The 12,324-nt window shown below is 73.2% G+C and carries 9 protein-coding genes; 6 read left to right on the top strand and 3 right to left on the bottom strand.

Annotated elements, in window-relative coordinates; all coding sequences use genetic code 11:
* Window positions 1–5 precede the first annotated feature (5 nt).
* A complete protein-coding gene (locus ACIRRH_RS31050) occupies window positions 6–995 on the bottom strand; it encodes a TauD/TfdA family dioxygenase (protein WP_403074003.1) in 990 nt (329 codons plus the stop codon).
* Window positions 996–1,380: 385 nt separating this feature from the next.
* On the opposite strand from ACIRRH_RS31050, the gene ACIRRH_RS31045 reads away from it, so the two are divergent.
* Genes ACIRRH_RS31045 through ACIRRH_RS31030 form a run of 4 tightly spaced genes read left to right on the top strand, consistent with a single transcriptional unit; the run spans window position 1,381 to window position 6,240 of the window.
* The gene (locus tag ACIRRH_RS31045; RefSeq protein WP_403074002.1) at window positions 1,381–2,940 is read left to right on the top strand and encodes an ABC transporter substrate-binding protein; all 1,560 of its coding nucleotides are present in this window, start codon (window positions 1,381–1,383) and stop codon (window positions 2,938–2,940) included.
* Entirely contained in the window at window positions 2,937–3,935 is a 999-nt protein-coding gene (locus ACIRRH_RS31040) for an ABC transporter permease (protein WP_403074000.1), read from the top strand. Before ACIRRH_RS31045 ends, ACIRRH_RS31040 begins: the two co-directional genes overlap by 4 nt.
* Window positions 3,932–4,780 (top strand): ABC transporter permease subunit, encoded by an 849-nt coding sequence (locus tag ACIRRH_RS31035; RefSeq protein ID WP_403073999.1) that lies wholly within the window; start codon window positions 3,932–3,934, stop codon window positions 4,778–4,780. The genes ACIRRH_RS31040 and ACIRRH_RS31035 overlap by 4 nt, the downstream gene beginning before the upstream one ends.
* Window positions 4,777–6,240 (top strand): ABC transporter ATP-binding protein, encoded by a 1,464-nt coding sequence (locus tag ACIRRH_RS31030; RefSeq protein ID WP_403073997.1) that lies wholly within the window; start codon window positions 4,777–4,779, stop codon window positions 6,238–6,240. The genes ACIRRH_RS31035 and ACIRRH_RS31030 overlap by 4 nt, the downstream gene beginning before the upstream one ends.
* A gap of 464 nt (window positions 6,241–6,704) precedes the next feature.
* Here the strand turns inward: ACIRRH_RS31030 and ACIRRH_RS31025 are convergent, their stop codons facing one another.
* Window positions 6,705–8,441: an amidase gene (locus tag ACIRRH_RS31025; RefSeq protein WP_403073995.1), complete on the bottom strand. Its 1,737-nt coding sequence runs from the start codon at window positions 8,439–8,441 to the stop codon at window positions 6,705–6,707.
* 225 nt (window positions 8,442–8,666) lie between these two features.
* Between ACIRRH_RS31025 and ACIRRH_RS31020 the strand changes: the two genes are divergently transcribed.
* Both ACIRRH_RS31020 and ACIRRH_RS31015 read left to right on the top strand, forming a co-directional pair.
* On the top strand, window positions 8,667–9,668 hold the full coding sequence (locus ACIRRH_RS31020; protein WP_403073993.1) for a LacI family DNA-binding transcriptional regulator: 1,002 nt from the start codon (window positions 8,667–8,669) through the stop codon (window positions 9,666–9,668).
* 389 nt (window positions 9,669–10,057) lie between these two features.
* Window positions 10,058–11,659, top strand: a complete 1,602-nt coding sequence (locus tag ACIRRH_RS31015; protein ID WP_403073991.1) for an ABC-F family ATP-binding cassette domain-containing protein — start codon at window positions 10,058–10,060, stop codon at window positions 11,657–11,659.
* A 131-nt stretch (window positions 11,660–11,790) separates the two neighbouring features.
* Here the strand turns inward: ACIRRH_RS31015 and ACIRRH_RS31010 are convergent, their stop codons facing one another.
* Entirely contained in the window at window positions 11,791–12,201 is a 411-nt protein-coding gene (locus ACIRRH_RS31010) for a hypothetical protein (protein ID WP_403073990.1), read from the bottom strand.
* Window positions 12,202–12,324: the final 123 nt, after the last annotated feature.

Below are 12,324 nucleotides of genomic sequence, written 5' to 3'. Positions count from 1 at the left end.
GTGGTTCAGGCGGCCCAGGCGGTGAGGGCGGCCTGGCCGTAGCCGTGTTCGCCGTTCTCGGCGGCCGGGCGGGTGGGGCGGTGCTCGACGCGGACGGAGGCACGCTTGAGCCAGCGGTCGGTGCCGTCGTAGCGGGCCTGGAACGGTACGCGGCCGTGGACGACGAGGTCGTTGTCGACGATCAGGACGTCTCCCGGCTCCAGGCTCACCGCGACCGAGACTCGGGCGAGTTCCTCACCGAGGCGCCCGTATGCGTCGCGCCACGCCTCGTCGGCTTCCTCCAGCGGGGTGTAGGCAGGGTCGTAGCGCATCGTCAGACCTTCGGGCGTCTCGAACAGGGTGGGCACCGGCGCGGGCCGGCCGCCGAACTCCCGGGCCTGCTCGTAGGCGTCGTCGGGCAGGATCGGCGCGACGGGCCGCTTCAGCTGCTCGACATCGGCGTCGGACAGGTCGGCGAGGCGCACGCTGGCCGCGGTGGTGGCGATGGCGTCGCGGTTGCGCATGCAGCACAGCAGCAACAGGTGCGCGCGGCCCGGGTGGAAGGCGTCCTCGGTGTGCGGGGCGAGCAGGACGGAGCTGGAGGCGCCGGTCTGCTCGCTCTCGTGACCGGGCGAGGGCACGATGTTGTGCACGAACCTGCCGTCCTGCTGGCCGTCCCACGCGATCGGGGTGCCCATCAGCGTGGAGACGAGCAGCAGCACCACGTCCCAGAGCGCGCCGGCGTCACCGACGGTCGACCAGTGGCCGGGCGTGGGGCCGAGGTCGGTGTCGTCGATCTCAAGGCCGCGCAGCACGAACAGGCCGTCGGCGGTGTCGACCGGACGCAGCCGGTGGCGCAGCGGCTCGCTGAGCTGGGCGCACATCACGGGCAGGTCGGCCAGCAGGGCGGGGCTGGTCGCGGAGCCGTGGAAGGCCAGCAGCTTGGCGGCGGTGGTGGTGAGTTCCGCGACGGCAGCGGCGTCGAGACGGCGTACCGGGGCAGGGCAGGTGGGCACGGCGGGACCTTCCGGGGACAGGAGAGGAGAAGGAGCACTGGGTGCGGGCACGTGGCATCACCGCGCCGGTGTGGGACGGCGACGGGAGCTGCGCGTGGGGCATCGGTCCGGGTCGGCTCGAACGGCCGGACGACAGGAAACGTAACAATGACTTAGAAGTTAGGCAAGCCTTACCTGACTGGATGTCCATATTTGCGTAGTCGCGGATTCGGATGGTGGTGCACGGGCCGCATAGGGGTAACTTCCCTGCCCTTGGCGCAAGTTGGATGGTGAGGGCGCATGGCCGGAAGTTGGGTGCGCCCCGCCGGGCGGCTTGCGACGTGTCTCGAATTTAGGGTAGGTAACCCTAAGCAAATTGAGTACGGACTCGAGACGAGGATCGAACGTGGGCGTCACCAGACGACAGCTGCTGTGGGCCGGAGCCGGAGCCGGAGCGATCGGCATGCTCGCCGCCTGCGGTGGCGGCAAGGGTGGCGCCGATGAGGCCGCACCCTCCGGCGCAACCGGGCAACAGCCCCACCCCGGAGGGACGTTGAAGGTCGGTGCCCTCGGCAAGGCCTCCGCCGTCACCCGAGACCCGCACGGCACCCAGGCCAATGAGAGCGACTACCTCATCATCAGCCTGATCTACGACACGCTCGCGATACCCGGGGACAAGACCAACACCGCTCCCCGCCTGGCCGCCTCCTGGAAGCCGTCCGACGACCTGAAGACCTGGCGCTTCACCCTGGCCGACGGCGCCACCTTCCACGACGGCACCCCGGTCACCGCCGACGACGTCGTCTGGTCGCTCAAGCGCCTGCGCAACACCCCGGCCGGCAAGAGCCGCCTGCCCGGCATCCAGCCCGAGGGCATCACGGCCGAGGACGCCAAGACCGTCGTCCTGGTCTCCGACTACGCCAACGCCGACCTGCCGCTACTGACCCGCCTGACCACCTTCGTCCTCAAGAAGGACACCAAGGACGACGCCATCGCGGGTGCGCCCGGCACCGGCCCCTTCAAGCTCGACTGGTACCGCGACGGCAACGCCCGCCTGGTGCGCAACGACAACTGGTACGGCGGCAAGGTCCTGTTGGACGCCGTCGAGGTGCGCCTCTTCGAGAGCCCCCAGGCCATGGCCAACGCCCTGCTCGCCGGGCAGATCGACGTCGCGTCCAACGCCGGCGCCGTCGCCGCCCGTACCGCGGAGGCCCGCAAGGACGTCCAGATCGTCCGGCGCCCCAACGACATGGCGATGCCCGTCGTCATGCGCACCGCCGACGGCCCGTTCGCCGACGTACGGGTGCGCGAGGCCCTCAAGCTCGCCGTCGACCGCGACGCCATGGTCAAGCAGGCCCTCTCCGGCTACGGAAGCGTCGGCAACGACATCCTCGGCACCGGCGACCCCGCCTTCGCCAAGGACATCCCGCAGCGCACCCGGGACCTGGCCAAGGCCAGGCAACTGCTCGCCGACGCCGGCTTCGACACCTCGAAGACCTACGACCTGATCACCACCGAGGACATCGCCGGCCTGGCAGAGTCCGCGACGCTGTTCGCCACCCAGCTCCGCGAGGCCGGGGTGAAGATCAACGTCGTGAAGCAGGACTCCAAGGTGTTCTGGGACTCCACCTGGCTCAAGGGCACGCTCTACACCACGTACTGGGGCACCAACGACTCGGTGGTCTTCTTCGCCTCCAAGACGATGCTCTCGGACGCCGGCCAGAACGAGTCCGGCTGGAACGAGCCGAGCTTCGACGAGGCCTACCGCAAGGCCATGGGCACCGCCGACGCCGCCGAGCGCGACAAGCTGCTGCACCAGCTCCAGGAGATCGAGTTCGCCAAGTCCGGCTACCTGCTGTGGGGCATGGCCGACGGCATCGACCTCGCCGGCGCGGCCGTCCGCGACCTGCCCAAGCTCCCCGGCTACGGCCGCGTCCAGCTCGAGAAGACCTGGCTGGCGCGTTGACCACGTTCCAACCGGCCGGTGCCCGCGCGCCGCGCAGCCTCCCGGCCCGCATCCTGCCCGGTGCGGGCCGGGTCGCCCGGCAGGCCGTCCGGCGACTCGTGATGCTGGTCGTCCTGCTGGCTGCCGTCTTCACGGCCGTCGAGCTCCTGCCCGGCGACGCCGCCGGCGCGAGCTCCGACCGGGGCGTCACCGCCGCCGACCTCGCCGCCCGACGCACCGCCATGGGCCTCGACCGCCCGGTGGCCGAGCGCTTCTGGGACTGGATGACCGGCCTGCCCACCGGTGACCTCGGCACCACCGCACGCGGACGGCACGTCACCGACGTCCTGGCCGGCCCCTTCCCCAACACCCTCCTGCTCGGCGGCCTCGCCCTCGCACTGAGCACCGTCGGCGCCCTCGCCCTCGGCGGCTGGGCCGCGCTGCGCCCCAGCGGGCGCGTCGACCGCGCCGTCGACGCCCTGTCCACCGCCGCGTTCGCCCTCCCGGAGTTCGTCGTCTCCGTCGCCCTGCTCCTGCTGCTGTCCCAGTGGACCGGCTGGCTGCCCGCCGTCACCCTCACCGGCCCGGACGGCAGACCCGAGTCGTGGACCATGATCGTCCTGCCACTGCTCTCCCTGGCGGTCCCCCAGATCGGCTGGAACACCCGCATCGTGCGCGGAGCACTCGCCGACCAGGCCGCCCTGCCGCACGTCCAGGCCGCCGTCCTCGACGGCCTGCCCCGCCGCCGCATCCTCAGCCACCACATGCTCCCCGGCGCCCTGCCCGCCATCGCCGTCGGCATCGCCACCTCCGCCGGCATGCTCCTCGGCGGCACCGTCGTCGTCGAGACCCTCTTCAACTACCCCGGCATCGGCGCCATCCTGGCCGGAGCGATCACCGACCGCGACACCCCGCTGGTCGCCGGAGTCGTGGCCGCGGCCGGCGCCGCCATCAGCCTGATCCTGCTGCTCGCCGACCTCGTCCGCACCACCACCCTCGGAGAAGAGCGACGATGACCGCCGACGCCCCGACAGCGGCCCCCTCGCCCACCACCCGACGGAAGCGACGGGTGTTCATCCGCGCTGTCCCCGCACTCGCCCTCGTCGCCCTCGCACTCGCCGGGCCGCTCCTCGCCCCGCACCCGATCGACACCCCGGTCACCTTCCCCTACGCCGAAGCGGGCGGCGACGCACCGCTCGGCGGCGACCAGCTCGGCCGCGATGTCCTCAGCCGCCTGCTGACCGGCGGCGCACCGTTGATCGCCACCGCCCTGGCCATCGCCCTGGTCGTCACCGCGGCGGCCACTGCCGTCGGCATCCTCGCGGTTCTGCGTCCGGCCCTCGGCCGATGGATCGAACGCGCCGCGGACCTGACGATCCTGCTGCCGTCCGTCCTCGCCATCATGCTCATCGCCCTGGCCTGGCCCGGGGGCGGCCGCCTCGCCGTCGCGGCCGCCGCCATCGTCCTCGGCATCCCCTACGCAGTGCGGATCGTCGCCGCCGCGGCCGCCCCCATCGCCACCACCGGCTTCGTCGAAGCCGCGGCCGCGGGCGGCGACACCCTCTGGCACCTCACCGTCCACGAGGTCCTGCCCAACCTGCGCTTTACCGTCCTCGCCCTGTTCGGCCTGCGCTTCGTCGAAGGCGTCTACATCGTCTCCGTCGCCGCCTTCCTCCAACTCGGCCCCCAACCCCCGGAAGCCGACTGGGCGCTGATGATCCGCGAGAACGCCGCCGGCATCACCCTCAACCCCTGGGCCGTCGGCGCCCCCTGCCTCGCCATCGGCCTGCTCGCCATCAGCGTCAACCTCGCCGCCGAAGCCCTCGCCCCCGCCCGGCCCACCCCGGAGACCCCGCTGTGAGCACCACCGACCCCGCCGCCCGTGCCGCCGGTCTGTCCGTCACCCTCGGAGAGGCCCCGCTGCTCACCGACGCCACGCTCACCCTCGCACCCGGCCGCATCACCGCCATCACCGGGCCCTCCGGCGCCGGCAAGACCACCCTGCTGCGCGCCCTCGTCGGCGCCCTCCCGCCCGGCGCACGCGTAACCGCGGGAAGCCTCACCGTCCTCGGCCACGACATCCTCGCCCTCCCGGCCGAGGAACTGCGCCGGCTGCGCCGGCACAAACTCGCCTTCGTCGGCCAGGACCCGGGCTCCGGACTCAACCCCCGCATGCGCGTCGACCGGCTCATCAGCGAGACCTCCCCGCAGCGCCGCCGAACCCCGGTACCGGACCTGCTGCGCGCCGTCCGGCTACCGGTCGACGAAGGACTCGAACACCGCCGAACCGCGAGCCTCTCCGGCGGACAGCAGCGGCGCGTCGCCCTCGCCCGTGCCCTCGCCCGCCGCCCCGCGATCCTCCTCCTCGACGAACCCACCGCCGGCCTCGACGCAGCCCTGCGCGACGACATCGCCGACCTGCTGCGCGACATCGCCGACTGCGACGGCCCCGCCATCGCCCTCACCAGCCACGACTGCGACTTCGTCGCCCGCTGCGCCGACGGCGTCCTCGCGCTGTGGCCGGCTCGTCCGGTCACGACCCCGAGCACGCCCGCAACGCCGACGGCGCCCGCACCGATTCGGGCTTCCGCCGGGCCGGAGCCTGTCATCGAGGTGAAGGCACTCGACGCCCGGGTCGGCACCGGCCGGACGCGCCACCAGGTCCTCGCCGGCCTCGACCTCGCGCTGCAGCCCGGCACGCTGACCGGGATCACCGGCCCATCGGGGTGCGGCAAGAGCACACTGCTACGCACCCTGGCCGGCCTCCACCGACCCGAAGCCGGAAGTATCAGCCTCGGCGGCGAACCCCTGGCCCCCTCCTACCGGCGGCGCACCCGCGACCAGCGCCGCCGCATCCAACTTGTCCCGCAGAACCCGCTCGGCGCCCTCAACCCTGCCCACACCGTCGGCGCCGCCCTCACACGCCCGCTGAAACTGCACTTCGCACGACCCGCCGACCGGTGCGGCGCCCGCGTCGCCGAACTGCTCACCGCTGTCGGCCTCACACCCGGTCACGCCGAGCGCCACCCCCACGAACTCTCCGGCGGGCAGCGTCAGCGCGTCTCCATCGCCCGGGCCCTGGCCGCCGAACCCGACGTCCTGCTCTGCGACGAGGTCACCTCCGCCCTCGACGCCGACACCGCCGACGACATCATGGAACTCCTGCGAAGCCTACGGGCCGACCAGGGCCTCGCCGTCGTCCTCGTCAGCCACGACCTGCCCCTGGTGACGGCCCACGCCGACACCCTCCTCACACTCGGGCGCTCCGACGCAGCGTCGCTCACGGACCACCGCCCGGCCGCAAGCCCCGTCCCGAACTGAACACGGCCGGCTCTGGTCCCGGTACCGCACCTGAGAGCGCGGGCCGGGGCCGACCCGGGGACGGGTTCGTTCAAGCTTCCGGCGCACCGCGGACGAGACCCCGCAGCTCGTCAACAGAGATGCCCGCCGCGTCCTGGGGCCGGAGCCGGATCGTCGCCTTCCCCCTGACGAGCGTGGGGTGCCGGCAAGTGAAGCCGCCGTCGCGGCCCTTGCCCGTCCGTGGATCGAGACACCGTGCTCCCGGACGCCGACATGCAGCTTCCGCACTCCGACCCGACAGGTGGGCATCCCGGAGGACAGCACCAGCTGTGCGGCCTGTTCTTCGCGACCTGGGTCGTCGCGCTCGCGTGTGGAAGTTCGGCCGCATCGAGGAGAAGTGGGACGTACGGGTGGCACCGGTCGCCCACCCCAGTCAACGGCAGCGCGCGCGGCACCACGGAGGGCGGTGCCGCGCGCCGCCGTTGTCACTCCGCCGAGAGCCGCGGCGTGCGGGGTGGCACCGTCCGCCGGCTGCCTGTCGCCTCGAAGGCCGCGGCGAGAGTCAGCAGGGCGTTGTCGTCGTAGGCGCGGCCCGCGAAGGTCAGCCCGACGGGCATGCCGGTGTCCGCCATGGTGCCCATGGGTACGGTCACCGTCGGGATGCCGAGGTGGCGGGGCACCAGGTTGCCGTTGGCGACCCAGACGCCGTTGCGCCAGCCGAGGTCGGCGGAGGCTTCGTTGACGTCCATGTCGGCCGGGGCGACGTCGGCGGCCGTGGGAAAGACCACGGCGTCCAGGCCGAGTTCGCCCATCCAGTCCTCCAGGTCGATCCGGCGGGTCTCTTCGAGCCCACGCAGCCCCTGTTCGAGGTGCGGCATGTCGGTGAAGGACGCGTACGGGCGCTCGCGCACGAAGCGCGGGTAGTCGTTGATCGAGTCGTCGAACCCGGCGTAGCGGCCGGGGAGTTCACCCTGCTGCGTGGGCCAGATGCGGTCGCCGTCGACCTCGGACAGGGTGGTGAGCTCGGGGTCGCCGTTCGCGCGCAGGAAGTCGTCCCACGCCCAGGCGGACAGGTCCTCGATCTCGACGGTGAGGAAATCGCGGCTGACCAGCCCCCGGGCGTGCAGGGAGGGCGCGCCGGGCCGGTCGGCCTCGTAGTTCGACACGACGGGGAAGTCGACCTCGACCACCTCGGCGCCGGCCGCCTCCAGGTCGCGGCGCGCGGCCTCCCACAGGGCGATCACCGAGGGGCGGGTGTCGACGCGCTGCCCGGTCTGGCCGCCGATGCCGCCCTCGGGGTTCGTTCCGGCGTCGGGGTCGGCGTTGATGTACATCCTGGGTACGCCGACGCGCTTGCCGGCGAGCGTGGCGCGTGCCGCCGCCGCGTCGGCGGGCGCGAGTGCCGGGTACGAGGTGGGACGGACCTGGGAGGCGGCGGGCAGCGGCACCCACGGCTGCGCGCGCCACAGGTCGCCGCGGGTGTCCGGATCGTCGGCCACGACGACGTCGAGCAGTTCGAGCAGGTCGGCCATGGTTCGGGTGTGCGGGACCACGACGTCCATGGTCGGCACGAGCGGCCAGTTGCCGCGCACCGAGATCACGCCGCGGCTGGGGGTGTAGGCGCACAGGGCGTTGTTGGAGGCGGGCGCCCGGCCCGAGGACCAGGTCTCCTCGCCGAGGCCGAATGCGCCGAAGGACGCCGCCGTCGCGGTGCCCGAGCCGTTGGACGAGCCGGAGCCGTAGGCGCTGGTGAGCCAGTCGGCGCTGTACGGGCTCTCCGCGCGGCCGTACACGCCGCGCTGCATGCCGCCGTTCGCCATCGGAGGCATGTTGGTGAGGCCGATGAGGACGGCCCCGCCCGCGCGCAGCCGCTCGATGGCGAAGGCGTCGCGCTGGGCGACGAGGTGCTCGAACGCCGGCGAACCGGCGGCGGCGGTGAGCCCCTTCGCGAGGTAGCTGTCCTTCGCGGTGTAGGGGATGCCGTCCAGTGGGCCGAGCGTCTCGCCGCGCGCGCGGCGCGCGTCGGAGGCCTCGGCCTCGGTGCGGGCGTCCGGGTTCATCACGACCATCGCGTTGAGCGCGGTGGCGGTGCCGGGCCTGTCGTAGGCGTCGATCCGTGCGAGGTAGGCGTCGAGCAGCCCGACTGCGGTGGTCTCGCCCCTCTCCAGCGCCGCGCGAAGGTCGGCGATACCGGTCTCCACAACATCGAATCCGCGCGTCATGCGGGTGTCTCCCAGGTGGTCGGGTCGGACAGGGCGAACTGCCGGGCGCCGGACCGATCGCTCGTACACGGCGGCCACCCTTCCCGTCGCACTGGCCGGGTCAGGTCGGCAGCCGTTGCTGGAACGTTCCAGCAGGCGCATCGTAAGCATTGCTGGAACGTTCCAGCAAGAGAGCGCGAACCGGAGGGGCAGAGCGAGGCGGGGCTGCGTCTAGACTTCCGGGCTGTGACCAGCCGCTCCGTGACCCTGATCGACGTGGCCCGGGCGGCCGGGGTGTCCAAGAGCACCGCCTCCAACGCGCTCGGCGGCTCCGGCCGGGTCTCCGAGACCACCCGCGAGCATGTCCAGGACGTGGCCCGGGAACTCGGCTACCGGCCGAACACCGCGGCGCGCAGCCTGCGCCGTGCCGGCACCGGCGCGATCGGACTGCACCTGCCGCGTACGGCGACCCGCCTCGACTACTACATGAACCTGGCGTTCGGCGCGGTCGAGCGGGCCAGGGAGGACGGGCTGGACCTCGTCCTGCTCGCACCCGGCACGGCGGCCGGCGGCGGGCTCGCAGCCCGGGTGGACGGTCTGCTGGTGATCGACCCGGAGGTCGACGACCCGGAGGTCCCTGACCTGCTGGGCGCGGGCGTCCCGGTGGTCACGGGCGAACGCTACCTCGGCGGGGGCGTCGCACCGAGCGGTGCCGTGGTGTGCGACAACGCCGCCTCGCTGGTCGCACTGCTGGACCACCTCGCGGAGCGCGGCGCCCGGCGACCGGCCCTGCTCGTTCCCGGCCCCGGCTCCGACTGGGCCGCCGCACTCCGGGCGGCCGCTGGTGCCTGGAGCCGACGCGAGGGCGTCGAGGTGGCCGTGCGGACGGTGCCGTTCGCGGCAACGCCGGTCGAGGCCGAGGCGGCCACGGCCGACCTGATCGGCGGGGCCTCGGGTGCGGACGCGGTGGTGTGCGCCCCCGACGGTGCGGTTCCCGGCGTGCTGGCGGCCGCGGCACGGGCGGGCCGGCAGGTCGGGGCGGACCTCCTGGTGGCGGCCTGCGTCGACGGAGCGGCAGCGCGCGGCTCAGGCCCCCGGGTCACCGCGGTCGACCTGCGCCCGTCGGAGTACGGGCGCGCGTGCGCGGCCCTGCTCAGCGATCTGCTGGCAGGATCGGCCGAGCCCGGAGCCGTGCGGTGGCACGACTGGGCGCTGAAGGTCCGGGAGTCCACGGCCGGCCGGGCCTGATAGCGGTTCACGTGTCGCTTCGCGTGTGCCCCGCACAGCAGTTCGTGGGTTCGGTGCTCACCGGGACCGCTGAGGGCGTAGGGGTGGCGCTCGTCGCTCCCCGGATTCCCTGCTCCGTTCAAAGCCGGACGAAATGAGGCGAACAGCCGCACCGGCCGGAATCGACCGCCTCATCAGGCTCAGTTGCGCCTCTGGTCGGGTAGCTCGTGCGGGTGACAACGCGGCCGGGTGCTGGTGCTGTTGGCCCACGGCGTTGGGTACTTAATTCGGATGCGGCCGTTCCGACGGGCCGCTAGCCTGGCCCGCATGTCTACGCCCCGAATTTCCTAGCCGACGGACCCACCTCCACGCCACCCGTGTGTCCGTTAGCTGTTTCGGAGCGTTATCCCATGATCACCACCCGTGGTGTCGACGTGCGCGTCGGCGCCCGTCTGCTGCTGTCCGACGTCACCCTCCACATCGCCCCCGGCGACCGGATCGGCCTGGTCGGCCGCAACGGCGCCGGCAAGACCACCCTGCTCGCCACCCTCGCCGGGCAACTGCCGCCCGCCGCCGGGGCGGTCACCCGCACCGGGCCGGTCGGCTACCTCCCCCAGGACTCCCGCGCTGCCGACCCGGCCGTCACCGTCACTGACCGCATCTTGTCCGCCCGCGGTCTGGACACCGCCGTTCGCGCGCTGCGCGCCGCCGAGGAGGCGATGGCCCGGGCCGGCTCCCCGGTGGAGGAGCGCCGGGCGATGGACGCCTACACCCGGGCCGAGGCCCGGTTCCAGTCCCGGGGCGGCTACGCCGCCGAGGCCGAGGCCGCCCGGGTCGCGGCCGGACTCGGGCTGCCCGCCCGGGTCATGGACTCCTCCGTCGGCACGCTCTCCGGCGGCCAGCGGCGCCGGGTCGAGCTGGCCCGCATCCTGTTCGCCGAGCACGGCACCCTGCTGCTGGACGAGCCCACCAACCACCTGGACGCCGACTCGGTCGGCTGGCTGCGCGGTTTCCTCGCCACCCACCAGGGCGGGCTGGTACTGATCAGCCACGACCTGGAGCTGGTGGAGGAGACCGTCAACCGGGTCTTCCACCTGGACCCGACCCGCGCCACCATCGACATCCACAACACCGGCTGGCAGGCCTATCTCACCCAGCGCGCGGCCGACGAACGCCGCCGCGCCCGCGAGCGGGCCAATGCCGAACGCAAGGCCGCCGCCCTGCACGCCCAAGCCGACCGGATGCGCGCCAGCGTCGCCACCGCGACGACAGCCCGCAGCATGGCCCGCCGCGCCGACCGGATGCTGGCCGAGCTCGAACCCGTCCGGCAGGCCGAGCGCACCGCCCGGATCCGGCTGCCCGAACCCGCGCCCTGCGGACGGATGCCGCTCGGCGCGATCAGCCTCGCCAAGGCCTACGGCGACCGGCCGGTGCTGACCGGGCTGGACCTCGCCGTCGACCGCGGCAGCCGACTGGTCGTCCTCGGGCCCAACGGTGCGGGCAAGACCACGCTGCTGCGGATCCTGGCCGGCCAGGAGACCCCGGACTCCGGCCGCGTCGTCCCCGGGACGGGGCTACGCCTGGGCTACTTCGCCCAGGAGCACGACACCCTGGCCCCGACACTCAGCGTCCGCGACAACCTCGCCAAGGCCGCGCCCGGCCTGACCGACGGAGAACTGCGCCACGTGCTCGGCGCGTTCCTCTTCCGCGGCGACGACGCCGACAAGCCGGCCAGGGTCCTGTCCGGCGGTGAGAAGACCCGCCTCGCCCTGGCCACCCTGGTCCACTCCGGCGCCAACGTGCTCCTCCTGGACGAACCGACCAACAACCTCGACCCCGCCTCCCGCGCGGAAGTCCTGGCGGCGGTCGGCACCTACCCGGGCGCGATCGTGATGGTCACCCACGACCCCGGCGCCATCGAGGCTCTGCGGCCCGACCGCGTCCTGCTGCTGCCGGACGGGGACGAGGACCTGTGGCACGACTCGTACCTGGAGCTGGTCACCCAGTCCTGAGTGCCGTTGCCTGGTCCCCGGCACCCTGGGCCTGGCCGACCATCCACGAACCGCCTCAGCGGTCGTGCGACTCCTCCTCGCCATGACCGGCCAGGGCGACCCGTCGTGAGCTGGTAGTACTGCAACGGTGCCTACGGCGACGAGGCCTCAGCTCCTGGGCTGTGGCCTCGTCGTTTGTCGTGGCTGGTCCGGGCCCGGTGTCGGCGTCGGCGGCGCCGGTGGGACCAGTGCAGGACGTGGGCGGTGCTGCGGCGGACCGGCCGGGTGAGGTGGGTGATCAGCCGGCGGACGAGGCGCATCTGGGTGCACGGCTCCTGGGCAGTGTCGGCTCGGCCGGGATCGTCCGAGACGTAGGTGCCGGTGTCGTGCTTGCCGTCGCCCCCGATCCGCCACCCGGCGGGCAGAGTGGTTGCGGTCGGCAGAAGGTTGCGCAGGGCCGCTCCGGCGGGGATCGGAGGGCCGAGCGCTGGGGCGCCGGACGTCTGGAGCGTCGGTGTGATCGTCGGGGCGGCACCCTGGGAGGTGGCACCGGCCGCGGTCACGGCCGGCTTGTCGGAGACGACTCCCGGGCCGGAGGAACACTCGGCGACAACGGCGGTCGTGCGGGCCTGCCGGGAGTGCGCGAGAGGGGCATGCCGGCACGCGGGATCAGAGCGGCTGGTGAC

Source organism: Kitasatospora sp. NPDC101235 (assembly GCF_044767505.1).
Lineage (GTDB): Bacteria > Actinomycetota > Actinomycetes > Streptomycetales > Streptomycetaceae > Kitasatospora.
This window is presented reverse-complemented; position numbering and strand designations above follow the sequence as displayed.